This window comes from Nonomuraea sp. NPDC048882 (assembly GCF_040649755.1).
Lineage (GTDB): Bacteria > Actinomycetota > Actinomycetes > Streptosporangiales > Streptosporangiaceae > Nonomuraea > Nonomuraea maheshkhaliensis.
This window is the reverse complement of the sequence record NZ_JBEZGB010000001.1, coordinates 430,155-449,592: the sequence shown is the minus strand read 5'-3', so window position 1 is coordinate 449,592 and position 19,438 is coordinate 430,155. Positions and strand designations below refer to the sequence as shown.

Genomic DNA, 19,438 nt, shown 5'->3' with positions numbered 1-19,438 from the left:
CTCACAGTCCCATCTGGTTCTTGAACCGCTCGGCCTCGCGGCGGGTGTTCTCCTTGACCACGCCCAGCGCCTCCTTCGCGGACACCTCGCCGTACACCGCCCGCGCCACGTGGATCTCCAGCTGCTGGCTGAAGTAGTTGGTCTCGGGCAGCGACGGCTTGATGTGGGTGGCGGCCAGCATCGCGTCGTACGAGGGTCGCAGGATCGGGTCGGCCCGCATTCGCTCCATGGCGGGCGAGCCGAGGTAGCCGGGCGGGTAGTTGACGGTCTCGAACTCGGCCAGCGTGCCCTCGGGCGTGGCCGAGAACCAGCGCAGGAACTCCCACGCCGCCTCCGGATGCCGCGCCTCCGACGGGATGAACGCGCCCCAGCCGCCGATCCACGTGCCCGCGCCCGGCTTGGAGGCGCCTGGCGGCTCGTACGGCAGCAGCGTCGACCCGTACTCGAAGTCCGGCCGCGCCTCCAGGATCTGGGTCACGCTGCGCGGCCCGAGCGGGGCCATGCCCATGTGGCCGTAGCCGAAGGGGTTCATCTGCAGGGTCGGCGGCGCCACGTTGAGCCGCTCGGCGCCGCCCAGCGAGCGGGCGTACCCGGCCATCCAGTCGACCGCCGCCACCACCCGCTCGTCGTCGGGGGTCACCTGGCCGGTCCGCGGGTCCACGAAGTCGCCGCCGAAGGCGAAGCCCCAGGTGAAGGCGGCGTTGGCGAAGCCCGCGACCTGCCAGGGCACCAGCCCGGCGCGGTCGGCGCCGGCGCGGCCCACCCGCGTGATGTGCCGGGAGAACTCGTTCACCTCGGAGATCGTGCGCGGCGGCCGCTCGGGGTCGAGGCCGCACTCGCGGAACAGCCGCTTGTTCCAGTAGAAGGGGAAGTTCGGGTCCACGTCCCACTGGAGCTGCCAGACCCGGTCCCGCCAGCGCATGCCCTGCCAGACGGCCGGCAGGAAGTCCCGCTCGCCCAGCCCGGCCGAGCGGACGAGGTCGGTGAGGTCGGTCATGATGCCCAGCTCCGCCCACTGCGGCACCTGGAACGGGATGACCATGGCCAGATCGGGCGGGTCGCCGGCGGCGATGGACACCAGCAGCTTCTGCTGCTCGCCCTGGCCGGTCGGCGGCGCGTACACCACCTCGACCCCGATCTCGTCCTGCACCGACTCGAACCGCCTGGCCAGCTCCACCCAGCCCTGGCCGTCCACGCCGCCGAACAGGCTGTAGAAGGTGATGTTCACCCGCCGTCCAGGGGCGGGCTTCTTGCTGAGGCCCTGCGTGTTGGCGGGCGGGCCGCCCTCGACCACCCGGCAGCCGGACAGCGCGGCCAGCCCGGCCGCCCCGGCGAACGTCTTCAGCGCCGCGCGCCTGCTCACGACCATGCCACCGACACCCCCCGCCGCTCGGTCATCGTGTGCGCGCCTACCGGGTACGGCTCGGCCCGCCGCACCGCCGTGTAGAAGTGGTGCAGGCGCCCGTCGCGGGCGACGACGGCGGGCTTGTGCGCGTAGGTGTCGTCGGCCGAGCCCGGCGGCCCCACGTCGACCAGGATCTCCGTGCCCTTCTCCCAGGTGCGCAGGTCGCGCGAGACCGCGTACCCCTCGCGGGCGTGGCCGTCGAAGGAGAGCCCGAAGTAGAACATCACCCACCAGTCGCCGTCGCGCAGCACGCACGGGTCGGAGGCGAAGCGCTCGTCGAACGCGCCCGCGCCGCCGTTCGGGATCACCGGCGTGCGCCGCGGCCGGTCCCAGCGTTCGAGGTCGGGGGAGACGGCGTAGCCGATCTGCTCGCGCCAGCCGTCGTAGGTGCGGTTCTTGGCGTTGTAGAAGCAGTAGTAGAGGCCGTCGTGGCGCAGCAGCCACGACTTGTACAGGCCGCCGCGCTCCCACGCGCCGCCGTCCTGCGGGCGCAGCACCGAGCCGGTGTCCGTCCAGCTCAGCAGGTCGTCGCTGACGCAGAAGCCGATGATCGCGGCGCCCGTCTCCATGCCGGGCTCCGGATAGGCGTGGTACGTGCCGACCGCCCGCCCGCCGATCCTGCTCACCTGGCCGGACGAGTGCAGCCGGTTGTCCCGCACGATCGAGGTCAGCGCGGCGTTGTAGCGGCGGTGGGGGTGATCGGGGTCGCGGGGGAGGATTACCCGCCCTGGCGACCAGGACTCCAGGTCGCGCGAGCGGCTCAGCGCGGTCTGGTAGCCGGTCCCGTCGAAGCCGACGTACGTCATCAGGTACTCGCCGCCGTCGGAGCAGACGAACGGGCAGTCCACGAAGAGCTCGTCGAAGCTGCCCGGCTCGCCCGACGGCGCCACCAGCAGGCGGTCCGCCTTGTACGGGGTCCTGATCCGGGCCGGGTCGTAGCCGCTCATCGGCGGGCCTCGAACGTCCAGCGCCCGGCGGGCACGTCCCAGGCCCCGGTGCCAGTCGCGACCGCCTCGGCGGGCGCCCGGTGCCGTTCGAGGCCGTCGCCGCGCAGCGAGTCAGGCAGGCGCACCTCGGCCGACGAGCCGGGCGGCACCTCCACCTCCAGGGTGAACTCCTCCTCGGAGCGCCGCCACGACACCGCGGCCCGCCCGTAGGGGGTCTTCGTGCTCGCCCGCACCGACTCCAGGTCGCCCGGCGCGGCGGGCGCGACGAGCAGCCGGCGGAAGCCGTTCGAGTTCGGGGCCTGGCCGAGGCCGCCGAGCCCCCGGTAGAACCAGGAGTCGATGGCGCCCAGCATGTAGTGGTTCTGTGACAGCCCGAACGTGGGGCCGTCCCATGCCTCGGTCAGGGCGGTGGCGCCGTGGCGCACCTGGTAGCCGTAGCTGGGGTGGCTGGTGGAGGTCGCCCACGCCCACAGCGCGTCGTGCCGCCCGGCCCGGCCGAGCACCCGGAACAGCGCGGGCAGCACCACCTCGCCGACCGTGATCTCCCCGGCGCGCACGGCGTCGCTCAGCCGGTCGAGCGCGTCCGGTTCGTCCGGGGTGAGGCCCATGTCCAGGGTCAGGATCCGTGCCGCCTGCGTGCGGCAGCCGGCGAACCGCCGGGCGAAGGCGGCCACGATGTCCTCGCTCAGCGCCGTGTAACGCTTGGCGTCGTCGTCGCGGCCCAGGACGGCGGCGGCCCTGGCCATGGTGGCGGCCGCGCGCCAGTAGCCCCAGGTCGAGGGGAGCGCGACGGGCGTGGTGGAGTCGGGGGCCAGCCAGTCACCGAGGCCCTGGCTCGTGATGCCGTCCTCGGCCTGGCTCGTCAGGTAGCCGACGTAGCGGCGCATCGCGTCGTAGTGCGTCACCAGCGCGGTGGTGCCGCCGTAGCGGCGGTAGAGCTGCCATGGCATGCGCACGATCGCGCCGCCCCAGTTCGGGTCGTCGCGGAAGCCGCCGTCGAAGACCAGGTACTCGGGGGCGATGTCGGGGACGAGGCCGTCCTCCGTCTGGGACTCGGCGATGGTGACCAGCAGCTCGCGGCAGTAGGCGGCCACGTCGTAGTTGTAGGCGACGACGTCGAACAGCAGGTGGGCCTGCTCCAGCCAGCCCAGCTTCTCCCGGTGCGGGCAGTCGGTCAGGACGCTGTACATGTTGCCGCGCACCGCGCGGTCGATGATCGTGTGGATGTCGTCGAGCAGCGGGTCGGAGGTCTCGAACGTGCCGATGTGCTCGTTGTCCGCGCGCAGCACCAGCGCGGTCAGCGCCTCGGCGCCGACGTGCTCGGGCAGGCCCTGGGCCTCGACGTAGCGGAAGCCGTCGTAGCGGAAGCTCGGGTGCCAGGTCTGCGGGCCGTCCTTGGTGACGTACGTGTTGAAGATCGGCGCGCCGGTCGTGGGCTTCGACTGCACCACGCGGCCGAACGCGTCGAGCTGGTCGCCGGGCAGCAGCCGCAGGTACCGGCCGGCCGGGAGGTCGAGCCGCAGCCCGGGCCAGCCGGCCACGACCGCGCCGACGTCGAAGACGGGGGTGCCGTCGGTGGCGACGAGCTTGGCCGTGGCGGGCAGCTCCTCGGTGATCCTGATCGGCGGGCAGGCTCTGGCGCGCAGCATGCCGGTCCCCTCGGGCCTGACGGTCACCGGGCGCCAGCCGGAGCGGTCCGTGCCGGGGGCGTCCCAGCCGGGAAGCTCCAGGCGGGCGTCGTGGTCCTCGCCGCCGTACCAGTGCGAGCGGGTGGCCGGCCCGTGCGTGGCCCGCCAGTCCGCGCCGGTGGTGAAGCGGTCCGAGGTCCCGTCGGCGTAGCGGACCTCCAGCTGCGCGATGGCCCTGGGCGCGCCCTGGGAGCCGTAGAACTTCATGTAGCGGTCTTGGTGCGGGAAGACGTGCGCGATGCCGGGGCCGAGGGCGACGCCGATCGCGTTCGCGCCCTCGCGCAGCAGCGCCGTCACGTCGTGGGTGGCGTACACGACGCGCCTCGTGAAGTCCGAGTACGGCGGCTCCAGCACGGCGTCCGTCACCGGCGCGCCGTTCACCGAGGCCACGTAGACGCCCAGGCCCGCCACGTACAGGCGGGCCCCTTCGACCGGCCCGGCCAGGGTGAACTCGCCCGCCAGCAGCGGCAGCGGGTGCCCTTCTCCGGCCCGCGGGTCGTTCCGCTCGTCGTACCAGTCCGGGTGGGTGATCCACTCGGCGCTCCAGTCGGTCTCCTCCAGCAGCCCCAGCTCGAAGCGGGCCGGCTCGCTCCAGCCCGACCAGGTCCCGTCCGCGTCGCGCACGCGCACCTGCCAGTGCACGGTGGCGCGGCTGGTCAGGGGGCGGCCGTCGTAGGTGACGCGCTGATCGGGGGAGTCCACCTCGCCGCCGTCCCACAGGTCGGCCGCGCCGGGGGAGGTGCCGGCCCGCACGTGGTAGCCGGTCTGCGCGGGGGTGCCGGCGAGCTGCCAGCTCAGCGGGGGGCGGGTGAGCTCGATGCCGAGCGGATCCGTCAGGTCGCAGGTGCGGAGGGTCGTCACCATGCAGGAGCTCCTCGTCAGGTGATCTTGATCATGTGGGCGGCTCGGGTGGGCGGCTCGGGCGGCAGGTCCGCGTAGAGGGCCTCCGGTTCCAGCCGCCAGGGGACGGGGCCGTGGCCGAGCAGCTCGACCCGCCCGGGGGCGCGCTCCAGCAGCCCGGCCGCCGTGCCCAGGCTGGTGATGGCGGCGCGGCGGTCCTGCGGCCAGGCGAGCAGCGTGGCGTAGACGGCGTCGCCGCGCCGGGTGAAGCGCACGTCCGTGGCCCGGTAGGCGCGGTCGGCCTCGTTGTAGTGCTCGTACCCCTTGACCTCGCCCAGGCCGGTCGTGCCTTCGGCGGCGCGCAGCCAGGGCGTCGTGCCGTACACGCCCTCGCCGCACACCCGCAGCCAGGCGCCCACCTCCGCCAGCAGGTCGCGGGCACGGGCGTCCACCGTGCCGTCGGCGTGCTGGGGGATGTTCAGCAGCAGGCAGCCGTTCTTGCTGACCACGTCGATCAGCGTGTGAATGACCTGCTGGGCCGACTTGCGCGGATGGAACATCGGGTCGTCGTCCGAGCAGTCGAACCACTCGCCGTCGCTGGTGTCGAACTGCCACGGGTACGGCTGCGCCGTGTCGAGCTGGCGGCGCTCGCTGTCGAGCAGCACCGCCGTGCGGTCGCTCTCCGGCACGTCCTTGATCGTCACGATGCCGCCGGTCGGGCACGTGTTGTAGTAGTGGGCCAGCAGGTCCAGCCCGGCCTTGCTGACCGGCTCCGACTCCACCACGCTGCCCTCGTCGAACGGCAGCCGGCCGTCGTCGAGGTAGACCAGGTCAGGGCGGTAGCGGTCGAGGGCCTGGCGGACGCGGGCGTAGAAGCGCTCCGACTCCCCGGCGGGCGGCCTGGCGCCGGGGTCGTGCCGGCGGGGGTAGAGCTCGGCCGGATCGAGGCCCTCCCACCAGGTTCCGGCGCCGTCGCGCGCGGTCAGCGCGCCGTCGTACGGCTCGCCGGTCTCCTGGTCCCGGCCGTGGGCCACGTCGAGCCAGCGCCAGGTCCAGTTCTGGTGGAAGCTGAGGCCGAACGGCAGCCCCGCCGCGCGGGCCGCCCGCTCCCACGCGCCCACGATGTCGCGGCCCGGGCCGACGCGGGCGGCATGCCAGCCGCGCTCGCCCGAGTCCCACAGGTCGAAGTTGTCGCAGTGGGTGGCCAGGGCGACGAAGTAACGGGCGCCGCCGGCGGCGTAGAGGTCGATCAGCTCGTCCGGGTCGAAGCGCTCGGCCCGCCAGCGCGGGAACAGGTCCTTGGCGCCCTCGCGCCGGCCGAAGTGGGCGCGGTGGTGGGCCCGCTGGCGGGTGGCCCGCCGGCTCTCCCAGGGCTCCGACCAGGGCTGGGCGCCGTAGAGGTGGCGGGCGTACCAGTCGCCGGAGCGCGCCACGGACTGCGGGCCCCAGTGCGACCAGATGCCGAACTTCGCCTCGCCGAACCACTGGGGGATCCGATGGCCGCGCAGCGACCGCCAATCGGGTTGGAACGTCGTCATTTCACCACTCGTACGTCGTAGGGGGCCAGCCGCAGCGGGCCAGGCCGCAGCGGCTCGCGGCGGCCGGTGACCTCGGTCGCCGGGCCGGTGATCGTCACCGTGCTCTCGTGGCCGGACCAGTTGTGCGCGAACCAGAGCCGCTCGCCGCGTACGTTGACCGCCGAGTGCACGCTGACCTGCGGCGCGCCCGCTACCACAAGCTTGCTTGGGTGCGGGGCTTCTTGATGGAACAGCTCCGCCATGAGCCGGCGGCCGGGCAGCGTGCCCACGTAGGTCACGGTGCCCGCGCCCACGCGGTGCCGGGTGATCGCGGGCCAGCGGCCGAAGTGGGGGTGGTCGTAGTGCGCCAGCGGCTCGGCGCCCTCGGGCTCCAGGCCGTCGGCCCAGTGCCTGGCCACGTCCTGCCCGCCGGGCCAGCGCACGGGGACCGGCTCCAGCAGCGTCGAGTATTCGAGGTAACGCACCCCGGCCAGGGCACGCAGCGGGCCGGGCGCGATCTCGGTGCGGGCCCTGGCCTCCTCGTCGGCGTAGCCGGTGCGGAAGGTGAGGATCAGGTGGCCGCCGTCGCGTACGTACGCCTCCAGCTCCCCGGCGAACTCCTCGGACAGGCAGTAGAGGGCGGGCACCACGATCGTAGGCAAACGTTTGAATTGCGCGGGCGCCATGAACGCCGCCTGCCGTCCCGCGTCGGCCGCGCCCTGGTAGAAGGCGGCCACGACGCGTTCGTAGGAGTCGGGGTCGGGGGAGCGGCCGTCGAGGGTGAGCGGCGGCTGGAAGCCCAGCGCCCACTTGCTCTCGTGCGCGTACACGAATCCGACGTCGGCGTCCGGCGTGAGCCCCGTGAGGTCGTCGCCGGCCCGGTCGAGCTCCGCGCCCAGCGCCGCCACCTCGTCGTAGATCCGGCCTGGTTCGAGGGCGTGGCCGAGGATGCCGCCCCAGTATGTCTCCGCGCCGTACGGCAGCGTGTGCCAGTGCCAGTACGAGATCATCTCAGCCCCGCGCGCCACCAGGGCCCAGGCCGCCTGGCGGAGCTGCCCGTCGTACGGCGGCAGATTGAGCTGCGAGCCCGCGATCGACGTGGCGTTGGTCTCGGTCACCCAGAACCGGTCCTGCCGGGAGGCGTACATGCGGTCGGCGGCCTGGAACAGCCCGGCGGGCGTGGTGGTGAACCAGGAGATCTCGGCGGGCGCGTCCGCGTCGTCGTGGACCAGCGCGTCCTGCGGCAGGTAGTAGGCGTTGCCGCTGGTCACCGTCAGGTGCTCCGACAGCCGCACGTCGTGCAGCGCGGGCCGCTGGTAGGCCAGGCACGTGGTCAGCGCGCGGTCCCCGGGGACCAGCTCGCGGACCAGATCGGCCTGCCAGGCGATGAACTCCGTGGTCAGCTCGGCCTGGAACGTGCGCCAGGCCAGGTCGTAGGAGGGGGTCGTGTTGCCTTCGGGGCGCCACAGCTCGTCCCAGCCGGCCAGGCGGTGCGACCAGTAGGTCAGCCCCCACTCCTCGTTGAGGCGCTCGACGTCGCCGTACCGTTGCGCCAGCCAGGTCTTGAACCGCTTGAACACCGGCTCGTTGTGGATGAGGTGCAGGCCGGGCTCGTTGTCGAGCTGGACGCCGAGCACGGCGGGGTGGCCGCCGTGCTCGCCGATGACGGCGCGGACGACCCGCTCGGCGTACCGGAGGAAGACCGGGGAGGTGAAGTCCACCTCCTGGCGCGCGCCCCAGGGGATCCGGCGGCGGTCGGCCCGCTCGACGGCCAGCTCGGGGTGCTTGCGCTGCAACCACGGCGGGACGGCGTAGGTGGGCGTGCCGAGCAGCACCTTCATGCCGCGCTCGTGCGCCGCGTCCAGGATCGGCGTCATCCAGTCGAGGGCGAACACGCCGTCGCGCGGCTCCCAGGTGGACCAGACGGACTCGCCCACGCGGATGGTGTCGATCTTCGCCCGCGCCATGAGGTCGAGGTCGCGTCCGAGGTCGGGGGCGCGCTGGTATTCCCAGTAGTAGGCGGTGCCGAATCGGATGCCGGGTGGAGGCGTCATGAGATCCCCAGCGAGTGTTAAAACGATTTACCGAATGATATATTTATTCACGAGCGTATGTCAATGCCTGTGAGATCTGGTGTCGTGCGGGGCGGCCTTATAGGGTTAAAACGTTTTGTCTCACTCGGGAGGACCCGTTCGGATGGCCGATTCCCCTCTGCCCTTCCACGAGGACCCGGTGCCCGGCTCCGGACGACGGCCGGCCCGCTCGGACTTCGTCTCCGACGCGCCCCGGCTCTCGCTCAACGGCCGCTGGCGCTTCCGGCTCTCCGGCACCGCCGAAGGGACCGGCCCCTCGCTGCCCGACCCGGACCTCGACGACAGCGGCTGGGACACGATCCGGGTGCCCGCCCACTGGGTGCTGGAGGGCCACGACCGGCCCATCTACACCAACACGGCGTACCCGTTCCCCATCGATCCGCCGTACCTGCCGGACGAGAACCCCACCGGCGACCATCGCCTCCGCTTCGACCTGCCGCCCGGCTGGCCCGCCGGGCGCAGCGTGCTGCGCTTCCAGGGGGTCGACTCCTGCGGCACCGTCTGGCTCAACGGCGAGCTGCTCGGGCACTCCAAGGGCAGCAGGCTGCCGTTCGAGTTCGACGTCACCGGGCTGGTAAAACCCCGGGACAACCAGCTCGCCGTACGCGTGCAGCGCTGGTCTTCCGGCAGCTACCTGGAGGATCAGGACATGTGGTGGCTGCCGGGCATCTTCCGCGACGTGGAACTGCTGTCCCGGCCGGAGGGCGGCATCGACGACTTCACCGTACGCGCCTCCTACCACGACGGCGCCGGCACCCTCCTCGTCACCGCCGACGCTCCCGGCCACGTGGAGGTCCCCGAACTCGGCGTCGCCGCCGCCACCGGCGAGCAGGTCACCATCCCCCGGGTGGAGCCGTGGAGCGCCGAACACCCCCGCCTCTACCGCGGCACGCTCACGGCGGCCGGCGAGACGATCGAGCTGGCCATCGGCTTTCGCACCGTCGAGATCGACGGCGGACGGCTCCTCGTCAACGGCGCCCCCGTGCTGTTCCGCGGCGTCAACCGGCACGAGCACGACCCCGACCGCGGCCGCTCCCTCGACCGCGCCACCATGATCCGCGACATCGAGCTGATGAAGCGGCACAACGTCAACGCCGTCCGCACCGCCCACTACCCGCCGCACCCCGAGTTCCTGCGTCTGTGCGACGAGTACGGGCTGTGGGTGGTCGACGAATGCGACATCGAGACGCACGGCTTCATCTACGCCGGCTGGGAGGGCAACCCACCCGCCGAGCCCATGTGGCGTGAGGCGCTGCTCGACCGTGCCCGGCGCATGGTCGAACGCGACAAGAACCACCCGAGCGTGGTCATCTGGTCGCTCGGGAACGAGAGCGGCGCCGGCTCCGCCTTCGGCGACATCGAGGACTACATCCGCCACCGCGACCCCACCCGGCCGCTGCACTACGAGCGCGACCCCAGCTACCGGCACTCCGACTTCCACAGCCTCATGTACCCGTCCCTGGACGATCTTGAACGTATCGGGCGACGGGCGGAGGAGCCCCCCTCGGGGATCGAGCCTGACTCGCCGGAGGACGTGCGCCGGCGGGGGCTGCCGTTCCTGCTGTGCGAGTACGCCCACGCCATGGGGAACGGGCCCGGGTCGCTTGCCGACTACCAGGCGATTCTGGAGTCGTACGAGCGGTTCTGCGGGGCGTTCGTGTGGGAGTGGATCGATCACGGGCTGGCCGGGCGCGACGCGCTGGGGCGGCGGTACTACCGGCACGGCGGGGACATCGACCATCAGCCGAACGGGGAGCGCTTCTGTCTTGATGGGCTGCTGTTCCCCGACCGGACGCCGTCGCCCGGGCTGGCCGAGCTGCGCAAGGCGATCGAGCCGGTGCGGATCACGGTGGAGGGTGGGGAGGTCGTGGTGCTGAACAAGTACGACTTCCTGTCGCTCGCGCATCTCGGCTTCCGGTGGTGTGTCGAGCGGGACGGGGTGCGGATCGCCTCGGGCGTCCTGACCGTCCCCGACTGCCCGGCCCGCTCGGAAACCCGCCTCCCCCTGCCACACGCGGCCATCGCCGCGTCGGGCGGTCTGTCGCGTGCGGCGGTGGACGGTGAGACGTGGCTGACCGTGGAGGCGGTGCTGGCCGACGACACCCGCTGGGCTCCGGCCGGCCACGTGATCGCCTGGGGCCAGACCCGCCTCGACCAGCCCGCCCCACCCCCGCCCCCTCCCGCCCCGATCATCGAGCCGGGCACCACTCCGGCGATCGGGCCGGACATGGGATCGGCCGGCGAGCCGGGTGCCGGGACTCGGTGCGGGCAGGACGGCGAGATGGCCGGCCGGGCGGGTGGGGGAGAGGTGCTGCGGCTCGGACCGGCGGCCTTCGACGGCCGGACCGGACGCCTGATCCGCATCGGTGAGCTGGAGCTGGACGGGCCGGTGTTCGACGTGTGGCGGGCCCCCACCGAGAACGACCGGGGCCAGGGCCCCAGGAACGCCCTGGCCGCCGACTGGGAGGCGGTGGGCCTGGACCGGTTCCTGCACCGGTGCGCCGCCGTCGAACGCCCCGACGACGGCACGATCGTCGTCAGGGGACGCAGCGGCCCCGCCACCCGTACCCTCGGCTTCCGCACCACGTTCACCTACCGGCTGCGCGACGGCGGGCTGCACCTGCTGATCGAGGCCGACCCCGTGGGCGACTGGCACGACACCGCCTACGGCCACCTCGACGTCGACCCGCCCCGGATGGGCGCCAGGTTCGCGCTGCCCGGCGGCTACAGCGAGGTCACCTGGTTCGGCCGGGGCCCGGGGGAGTCGTACGCCGACAGCCGTGCCGCCGCCCGCGTCGGCCGGCACGCCCGGTCGATCGACGCCCTGCAGACCCCGTACGTCGTGCCCCAGGAGAACGGCAACCACGTCGAGACCCGCTGGCTGGAGCTGTCGGGCGCGGGCCTGCCCACCCTGCGCGTGGACGGCGAGCCGCAGCTCGACTTCACCGCCCGCCGCTGGACGAGCGAGGCACTGCAGGCCGCCCGCCGCCCGCACGACCTGAGCGACTCGGGGCGCGTGTGGCTCAACCTGGATCATGGTCAGCAGGGCATCGGCAGCGCGTCGTGCGGCCCCGCGCTGCCCGAACGCTACCGGCTGGCCGTCCGCCGCTACACCTGGTCCATGACCCTGACCCTGCACTGACCATCCCCGCACGGACCTGGTCGCTGACGCCGAGACCGCCCGGACCCGATGCCGAAGCCGGCCGATGACACTGAGACCACCCAGACCCGACGCCGCACCTGGTCGCTGACGCCGACCCCGTACCGAGAGGACGCCGACCCCATGACAGGACCGTCCAAGTTCGACTTCCGCCCGTGGCTGTTCTGGGACCACGCGACCGAGGAGGACCGCCGCGCCCAGGAGGCCCACCTGGCCGGCCTCCGCGAGGTGATCGGGCTCGACGCGGCGGGGAAGGTGTTCATCTCGCCGCTGGCCGCCGTGCACACCGACCGGCTGCGGATGGGCGACTTCTGCTACATCGCCGCCCACGCCTACGTCACCGACGACGTCTCCATGGGGTCGGACTGCACGGTCAACCCGTACGCGGTGGTGCGGGGGAAGGTGTCGCTGGGGGATGCCGTACGGATCGGGGCGCACACGTCCCTGCTGGGCTTCAACCACTCCACCGCCCCCGACCAGCCCGTCTTCCGCCAGCCCATCACCAGCCGGGGCATCCGCGTCGGGGACGACGTGTGGATCGGCTCGAACGTCGTCGTGCTCGACGGGGTGACGATCGGCGACCACGCCGTCATCGGCGCGGGCTCCGTCGTCACCAAGGACGTCCCCGCCTGGGCCATGATGGCCGGCAACCCGGCCCGCCCCCTCCGCGACCGCCGCCACCCCCGCCCGTCCACCACCTCAGGGGGCGGGCTGGAGGGGCGGCTGGGTGCGTTCGCCGAGCGGGCGCGGGAGCAGGCGGGGGAGGTGCTCGCCCGCTGCTGGACCGGCGAACGATATGTCGACCGTCCCGGGGCCCGGCCGACCGTGCGGGCCTGGGCCGACGCCGTCGAGATCGCCGACCTGCTGCTCGGCGGTCCGCCGCCGACCCCGGCCCGTGAGGAGATCGTCGCCTTCCTGCGCGACCGCCAGGACCCGGCGACGGGCCTGGTCCCCGAGATAGGCGCACCCGGCTCACCCGAGGCGGCCGACGCCGGGCGGCCCGAGCTGGAGGGCATCACCGCCTACCACGTCCTGTCCGTCGGGTACGCGCTCGACCTGCTCGGCACCGGCTTCGAGCACCCGATCGCGGCGGTCTCGGACCTCGCCCCCGGGGAGCTGCTCGCCACCCTCGACGGGCTCGACTGGGCGCGTAACGCCTGGACGGCCGGGTCGTGGGTGGACGCGTTCGGGACCGGGCTCTATCGCAACCTCTCCGATTTCGGGGTACGCGGCCCGAACCTGGAGACCCTGTACGGCTGGCTGCTGACCCGCTGCCGCCAGGCCCACGGAATGTGGGGCGAACCGGACGGGGACGCCGGCTGGCTGCAGGTGGTCAACGGCTTCTACCGGTTGACGAGGGGGACGTTCGCCCAGTTCGGGCTGCCGCTGCCGTACCCGGAACGGGCCGTTGACACGGTGCTCGCCCAGTCCCGTGACCCCCGCTACTTCGGCCCGGGCACCGGCAACGCCTGCAATGTGCTCGACGTCATCCACCCGCTCTGGCTGACCGCCCGCCAGACCCGGCACAGGCGCGCCGAAGGCGAGGCGTGGGCCAGGGAGCAGCTCGGCCGCGCGCTCGGAGGCTGGCAGGACGGGGCCGGACTCAGCTTCGCCCTGACCGTGGGGCCGGGCGAGACCCGCACGCCTGGGCTCCAGGGCACGGAGATGTGGCTGGCCATCATCTGGCTCCTGTCCGACTACCTCGGCCTCTCCGACACCCTCGGCTACCGGCCCCGCGGGGTCCACCGCCCAGAACCGGCCATCCACCTCCCGGTCTGAGCGGTGGGTGGCCTGTCCAGGCGGTTTGGAAGCGGTGATCCGTCTCCTGGTCTGACCGGTCGTGTCGGCTACCGGTGCGGGGTCATGGCGTGGGCGGGTGGTTCGGGCGGAGTGAGTCTAGGTCCACTGCGCCGGCCATCGCCTGATGGCCGGCGATGCTCGGGTGCAGGTGGTCGCCGCTGTCGTGGCGGGGCAGGAGGCGGGCCGGGTCGGCGGGGTCGCGCAGGGCCGCGTCGAAGTCGATCAGCCCGTCGAACGCGTCGGCCTCGCGGATGAAGGCGTTCACCTCCTGACGGGCCCGTTCCACATCGGGACTGTGGAAGACCGCACCGGTGAACGGGGTGATGGTGGCGCCGATCACGCGCACCCCGGCGGCGTGCGCGGCAGTGACGATGCGGCGGTAGGCGGCGATGAGGTCCTCGGCCCGCGCCCCCGCCCCGAGGTCGTTGACGCCCGCCGCCAGGATCACGACGTCGATGCCCGGCTTGGTCAGCACCTCGGCGGTGAGCCGATCCTCGGCCGCACGGCCGGTGCCCGCCGCCAGCACCTTCCCACCCGACACGCCCTCGTTGACGACCGCGATCCCGCTGCCGATCGCGAGCCAGCCGGCGGCGGTGAGCCCGTTGTCTGCCCAGGGCCCGGGGCCGGGCGTGAGTTCGGTGCCCCAGGCCAGGAGGTCGGTCCAGCCGTGGCCGGTTTCTGAGCCCACCCCGGTGGTGAGCGAGTCGCCGAGGACGGCCACGGCGGACACCGGCTCGGGCGCGACGACGATCAGCGCGTCCAGCCAGTGCCAGACCGCCGCCTCCTCCGTGTACGCGCCGCCGTCCTCGTCGGCCGCGTGGTCGCCGGGCGTCGATCGGTACACGGGTGAAAAGGCGGCCTGCTGTCCGTACGCCGGGGCCGTGGCACGGTTGCGGCCGGTCAGGACGCCGCTGTCGCCCCGCAGGTAGAGGCTGACGGCGAGCCGCTGCCGGGCAGGCACGGGGCCGGGCAGCGGGTCGCTGAGCACCGTCGCCCCCGGGGCCAGCCGCACCTCGGCCCGGCCCCCGAAGGTCAGCCGCCGGCTGGAACCCGGCACCAGCGCCGCCCCCGCCCGCCCCACGCCCAGGTACACGTGGCCGAACGTCACCTCCCGGTCCCCGAACGCGTTGGTCAGCCGGACCCGGAGGCCCGTGCCGCCCACCGTCGTGCGCACCACGTTCCGTACGGTCAGGTCGTGCAGTGAGCCGGGGAGGCGTTCGGCGGCGGCCGCCCAGGTGGTCACCGGGCGGCCGCCGCCGGTCAGGGGCGCCACGTCGCGGTGAAGGAGTGGAGGCCTGAGCCCGCCTCGCACACCAGCGCCCGCCCGGTGGTTGGTGGGTCGGACGGTTGTGCCGACGCCGGATCGGTCGCGGGTGCCAGGCGGCTCGACGTCAGGTCGGTGGGTGCCCCGGTCACCGGGCGGCCCGTCGTCAGGTCGGTGGGTACGCCGGTCACCGGGTGGCTCGACGCCAGGTCGGTGAGCACCCCTGTCACCGGGCGGCCCGATGAGCGGACCGAGGCCGGGTCGGTGGTGGGGACGTGGACGGTGGCCAGGGCGCCGGGTGGGACGCGGACCTCCAGGCGGAGCGTGTCCCCGTCCACCTCCCACCGGCTGCCGAGCCGCCCCAGCGGGGTCTCGTACTCGGCGGACGCCCACCGCAGCAGCCCCCCGACCAGCGGACGGACGATCGGGCGGCGGAAACCGGCCGAGTCGTCCCGCTGCCCGAGCCCGGCCACCCCGCCGTACAGCCACGCCCCGACCGAGCCGAGCGCGTAGTGATTGAAGGAGTTCATGGCGACGGGCCCGAAGCCCGCCTCCTCCGTCCAGCCGTCCCACCGCTCCCAGATGGTGGTGGCGCCGCGCTTGATGGAGTACCCCCACGACGGGTACCGGTCGTCGTGCAGCAGCGCGTACGCCAGGTCGGCGTGCCCGTGCGCCGACAGCACCGGCCCGAGCAGGCCCACGCCGGCGAAGCCGGTGGTCAGCCGCCGCCCGCGCCGTTCCAGGTCGGCCACCAGGTGCCCGACGGCGGCCGGCACGAGGCCGGCGGGCACCAGGTCGTGCGCGAGCGCCAGCAGGTAGCCGGTCTGCGTGTCGCCGGTGATCCGCCCGTCCGGCGAGACGAACTCCCGCGCGAACGCCTCCCCGATGCGGGCGCGCAGCCCCGCGTAGTGGGAGTGGGTGTCGAGGTCCCCGAGTACGTGCGCCGCCCTGGCGGTCAGGTCGGCGCTCAGCGCGAAGTACGCGGTGGCCATCACGTCGCGGGAGGTCCGCACCCCGGCCTGCAGCCAGTCGCCGTAATGGCTGCCGACCCGGTGGCGCCAGACGAGGCCGGGGTTGTGCCGTTCGACGTGGTCCACCCAGCGGCGCATGCTGGGCAGGCTGTCGCGCAGCACGCGCTCGTCCCCGTACACGCGGTAGAGGTGCCACGGCACGACCGTCGCGGCGTCGCCCCAGCCGGGGGTGCCGTGCCGCTCGGTCATGACGTGCGGCACCACGTCGGGCACCGCGCCGCCCACGGCGTCCTGGGCGCAGCGCAGGTCGGCCAGCCAGCCGGTGAAGAACGCGGCCACGTCGGCGTTGTAGCAGGCCGTGGGCAGGAACACCTGCGCGTCCGCGGTCCAGCCTAGGCGCTCGTCGCGTTGCGGGCAGTCGGTCGGCACGGAGACGAAGTTGTCGCGCTGGCTCCAGCGGATGTTGCTCATGAGCTGGTTCACGGTGGGGTCGGAGCAGGTGAAATCGCCCGCCACCGGTGTGTCCGAGTGCATCGCCCGCCCGGTTACCTCGATCTCGCCCGCGCGGCCGCCGGTCACCTCGACATCACCGGCGCTGCCGGCGGTGCGCCCGTCCGTACGGTCGCCGGGCAGATGGGTCGTGAGTTCGACGTAACGGAAGCCGTGCACCGTGAAGCGCGGTTCGAACGTCTCCTCCGCCCGCCCCGCCGCCACATAATGATCCGTGGCCTCGGCCGAGCGCAGGTTGTCGGTGTAGAGGTCGCCGCCGGCGGTCAGGGCCTCCCCGTGCCTGAGCGTGACGCGGGTGCCGGATGCCGCGCCGCGCAGCGTCAGGCGGACCCGGCCGGCGATGTTCTGGCCGAGGTCGACGATGGTGCGGCCGTCCTTCACGACGGTCTCGACGGGCACGAGGTCCTGCGTCACCCGGACGGGCTCGGCGGCCGACGGCACCAGGACGGAGAGGTCGGTGTCCGCCACGCGGGCGGGCGCCCAGGAGGAGTCGTCGAAGCCCGGCAGGTCCCAGCCGTCGTGCTCCAGCCGGGCGTCGTACCACTCGCCCATGAGCAGGTCGGCGTAGCGCAGCGGCCCGGTCGTCTCGCGCCAGCTCCCGTCGGTGCCGATCACGGTACGGGAGCCGTCCGCGTGCTCGGCCACGAGCTGGACCAGCAGCTGCGGATGCCGCCCGTACCGCTGGGCCTGCTGCCGGCCGTCCCAGCCCAGGCTGCCCGACCACCAGCCGTCCGCGAGCACCGCCCCGACGCACAGCGGGCCGCCCCCGCCGGCCAGGGCGGCGTTCCCTACCAGTTCGGTGACGTCGTACACCTGGTAGGGGATGCGCCGCCGGTACTCGGTCCAGCCGGGGGTCAGCTCGCCGTCGCCGACGCGGTGGCCGTTGACGCGCAGCTCGTACAGGCCGCGCGCGGTGCAGGCGATCCTGATCGCGGTGGCCGGGCGCAGGCGGATCTCGCGCCGGAAGTGGCGCGGCGCGGGCAGGTGCGACGTGCGGACGGTACGCGGCTCGCGGTCGTCCGTGGGCGGCTCGAAGGGCGGCTCGGTCTCGGGGTCGTGCCCGATCCAGGCTGCGGCCCACTCGTCGGCGTGCAGGACGCCGGTCCCGAACCACGACTCCGCCGCCCGCGTCGTGCCGTCGGCGGCCCGCACCTCGACCCGCCAGGCATACCGGGCGAACGACGTCAGCGGCGCGCCGCCGTAGTCCACGCTCACGTCCTGGCCGTCGATCCACCCGCTGTCCCAGGCAGCGCCGCCAGCCGGGCCGTCGGCTGGGCCGCCGCGGACAGTCACGCGGAAGGCGGCCTGCGTGTCGCCGCGCCGGTCGGAGGCGAGCCGCCAGCTCAGCCTGGGCACGGGCACGCCGATCCCTTGCGGGGTGTCGAGGTGCTCGCAGCGCAGCGCGTACGGGGTCAGCGTCTCCGCGGACGGGACGTCCGCCAGGTTCCAGCCGCTCACCAGGCCCACTCCCGCTCCGGCCGGGCCAGGGCGTAGTCGCGCCGTGGCGCGGTCGGATGGACCTTGCGCCCGCTGTACATCGGCCGGGCCGTCCCCTCCGGGCTGATGCCGATCACGTCGTCGCCGCGCCAGCGCACCTGGTACTCGCGCTCCGCCGCGACCTCGGTGCTCGTCGTCTCCGGCACGGGGAAGGTGACCGTGACGCGTTCACCCCGGCGCGGCGCGGGGATCGACAGGTAGCCGTCGGGGGCCCACACCCCTGCCTCCGCGCCGTCGTGGTCGCCGGACGGGCGGGAGACGCGGACCTTGGCGTACCCGGCCCAATCGGGCATTCGCAGCCGCAGCTCGGGCAGGTCCTCGTGCACGTCGAGGTCCACCCGGCCCTCGTGGGGGAGGTGGCTGAGCACGGTGACGCTCCGGGTGGCGCGGGTGAGGAGCAGGTTGACGCGGGTCACCCGGTCGTCGGCGGTGACGATCGAGTTCCAGCCCCAGAACAGGCCGCGCACGCCGGAGCCGACGCAGCACGCCTGCACGTCGGCGGTGTGCCCGCGGCCCAGCTCGACGTCGCAGACGTAGTCGTTGGGCGCGCCGTAGCCGGCGAAGGCGCCGAGCACGCGCTCGCCCACCCGTACATGTGTCGTCCAGCCGGGCTCGTCGCCGGACGTGTCCTGGGCGGATTCCACCCAGCTGAGGTCGAGCAGCTGCGACTCCACGAGGTGGTTGCGCAGGAACCGCTCCACCACCCCCCAGTACGCGGTGTGGCCCGAGCGGGCCAGCGTGGTGCCGGTGCCGATGAGGTCGACCAGGGAGCAGCTCTCGTGCTCGTAACGCTGGTCGGCCAGGTCGCCGGGCGTCCAGCCGAACGCCGTGGCCTGGCCGAGTGCCCAGTCGTAGGCGCGGCGCACGAACGCGGTCAGCTCGTGGTCGCCGGTGTGGGCGGCGTACCTGGCGAGTCCTTCGAGCGTGCCCAGCCGGGTGTGAAAGTGGCCGCTGCGGTAGGCGCGCGCCGCGTTGAAACTCCCGTTCTCCCCATAGATGCCGCTCTTGTACACGATGAGCCGGGCGAACCAGCCGCACAGCTCCAGCGCGTCCTCGTTGCCCGTGGCCTGGTGGTAGCGGAGCAGCGGCATGATCAGCCGCCCGCTGAACGAGGCGGGGTCTGGGGCGAGGTGCAGCGCGATCGCGTTGGGCGAGGGCCAGCCGGCCGGCGTGTACTCGGAGGCGGGGTAGAACCACACGTCCCGCTCCTTGATCGCGATCCGCTTGAGCGCGGCCACGTGCCGGTCGGCCAGCTTGCGCGCCTCGGGGTCGCCGTCGGAGACGAACCAGGTGGTCAGCGCGAGCAACACGGCCCGCTGGTCGATCAGGTTGGCGTTGGCCGCCCACCCCACCTCGGGCCGGGCCAGCCGGTAGCTCAGCCCGTCGTCGCCGAAGAAGCCGATCAGCCGCCGCCGGAAGCCCTCCTCGGCCTCGCGCCAGGTCTCCTGGCCGGTCATCTGCCTGGCCAGGACGCAGGCGTCGAGCAGCCGGCCGTGGCTGGAGCCCCAGTCCCAGTCGCCGTGCCGCAGCACCGCAGGACGGGCGAGCAGGTCGGCGCTGAAGTACGGTATGCCGCCCATGTCGTCGTCCGGCAATCCGGTCACCGCGTTCATCGCCAGCGCGGCCCGCTCTTCGAGCAGCACCGTGTCGGGGATCTCGGACATCGCCATCCCTTCGTCGCACATAAATATTCATGTGTGCATAGATGTCTCATTCAGACTCCTTCGCGTCCGGCGTGACGTCAAG

The 19,438-nt window shown here is 73.2% G+C and carries 10 protein-coding genes; 2 read left to right on the top strand and 8 right to left on the bottom strand.

Annotated elements, in window-relative coordinates; translation table 11 throughout:
• Position 1: 1 nt before the first annotated feature.
• Genes AB0C27_RS01885 through AB0C27_RS01865 form a run of 5 tightly spaced genes read right to left on the bottom strand, consistent with a single transcriptional unit; the run spans position 2 to position 8,451 of the window.
• Positions 2–1,369 carry an ABC transporter substrate-binding protein gene (locus tag AB0C27_RS01885; RefSeq protein WP_357836306.1) on the bottom strand — a complete coding sequence of 456 codons (1,368 nt, stop codon included), beginning with the start codon at positions 1,367–1,369 and terminating at the stop codon, positions 2–4.
• The gene (locus AB0C27_RS01880; protein WP_357836303.1) at positions 1,360–2,352 is read right to left on the bottom strand and encodes a hypothetical protein; all 993 of its coding nucleotides are present in this window, start codon (positions 2,350–2,352) and stop codon (positions 1,360–1,362) included. The genes AB0C27_RS01885 and AB0C27_RS01880 overlap by 10 nt, the downstream gene beginning before the upstream one ends.
• Complete coding sequence (locus AB0C27_RS01875) at positions 2,349–4,904, bottom strand: family 78 glycoside hydrolase catalytic domain (RefSeq protein WP_357836300.1); 2,556 nt, start codon at positions 4,902–4,904, stop codon at positions 2,349–2,351. Before AB0C27_RS01875 ends, AB0C27_RS01880 begins: the two co-directional genes overlap by 4 nt.
• 14 nt (positions 4,905–4,918) lie before the next feature.
• Entirely contained in the window at positions 4,919–6,418 is a 1,500-nt protein-coding gene (locus AB0C27_RS01870; RefSeq protein WP_357836297.1) for an alpha-L-fucosidase, read from the bottom strand.
• Positions 6,415–8,451 (bottom strand): beta-galactosidase, encoded by a 2,037-nt coding sequence (locus AB0C27_RS01865; RefSeq protein WP_357836295.1) that lies wholly within the window; start codon positions 8,449–8,451, stop codon positions 6,415–6,417. Before AB0C27_RS01865 ends, AB0C27_RS01870 begins: the two co-directional genes overlap by 4 nt.
• A 142-nt stretch (positions 8,452–8,593) precedes the next feature.
• On the opposite strand from AB0C27_RS01865, the gene AB0C27_RS01860 reads away from it, so the two are divergent.
• A complete protein-coding gene (locus AB0C27_RS01860) occupies positions 8,594–11,632 on the top strand; it encodes a glycoside hydrolase family 2 TIM barrel-domain containing protein (RefSeq protein WP_357836292.1) in 3,039 nt (1,012 codons plus the stop codon).
• A 141-nt stretch (positions 11,633–11,773) separates the two neighbouring features.
• Positions 11,774–13,429, top strand: a complete 1,656-nt coding sequence (locus AB0C27_RS01855) for an acyltransferase (protein WP_357836289.1) — start codon at positions 11,774–11,776, stop codon at positions 13,427–13,429.
• Positions 13,430–13,511: 82 nt separating this feature from the next.
• Here the strand turns inward: AB0C27_RS01855 and AB0C27_RS01850 are convergent, their stop codons facing one another.
• Genes AB0C27_RS01850 through AB0C27_RS01840 form a run of 3 tightly spaced genes read right to left on the bottom strand, consistent with a single transcriptional unit; the run spans position 13,512 to position 19,356 of the window.
• On the bottom strand, positions 13,512–14,723 hold the full coding sequence (locus AB0C27_RS01850; RefSeq protein WP_357836286.1) for a GDSL-type esterase/lipase family protein: 1,212 nt from the start codon (positions 14,721–14,723) through the stop codon (positions 13,512–13,514).
• Positions 14,711–17,653, bottom strand: a complete 2,943-nt coding sequence (locus AB0C27_RS01845; RefSeq protein WP_357836283.1) for a family 78 glycoside hydrolase catalytic domain — start codon at positions 17,651–17,653, stop codon at positions 14,711–14,713. The genes AB0C27_RS01850 and AB0C27_RS01845 overlap by 13 nt, the downstream gene beginning before the upstream one ends.
• Positions 17,650–19,356: a hypothetical protein gene (locus AB0C27_RS01840; protein ID WP_357836280.1), complete on the bottom strand. Its 1,707-nt coding sequence runs from the start codon at positions 19,354–19,356 to the stop codon at positions 17,650–17,652. The genes AB0C27_RS01845 and AB0C27_RS01840 overlap by 4 nt, the downstream gene beginning before the upstream one ends.
• Between the last annotated feature and the right edge of the window lie 82 nt (positions 19,357–19,438).

What these genes read in the sequence shown, in the direction of transcription:
- AB0C27_RS01855 (WP_357836289.1), top strand. Translation starts at nt 11,774, where the DNA reads ATGACAGGACCGTCCAAGTTCGACTTCCGCCCGTGGCTGTTCTGGGAC.
- AB0C27_RS01865 (WP_357836295.1), bottom strand. Translation starts at nt 8,451, where the DNA reads ATGACGCCTCCACCCGGCATCCGATTCGGCACCGCCTACTACTGGGAA.
- AB0C27_RS01860 (WP_357836292.1), top strand. Translation starts at nt 8,594, where the DNA reads ATGGCCGATTCCCCTCTGCCCTTCCACGAGGACCCGGTGCCCGGCTCC.
- AB0C27_RS01885 (WP_357836306.1), bottom strand. Translation starts at nt 1,369, where the DNA reads ATGGTCGTGAGCAGGCGCGCGGCGCTGAAGACGTTCGCCGGGGCGGCC.
- AB0C27_RS01880 (WP_357836303.1), bottom strand. Translation starts at nt 2,352, where the DNA reads ATGAGCGGCTACGACCCGGCCCGGATCAGGACCCCGTACAAGGCGGAC.
- AB0C27_RS01875 (WP_357836300.1), bottom strand. Translation starts at nt 4,904, where the DNA reads ATGGTGACGACCCTCCGCACCTGCGACCTGACGGATCCGCTCGGCATC.
- AB0C27_RS01870 (WP_357836297.1), bottom strand. Translation starts at nt 6,418, where the DNA reads ATGACGACGTTCCAACCCGATTGGCGGTCGCTGCGCGGCCATCGGATC.
- AB0C27_RS01840 (WP_357836280.1), bottom strand. Translation starts at nt 19,356, where the DNA reads ATGTCCGAGATCCCCGACACGGTGCTGCTCGAAGAGCGGGCCGCGCTG.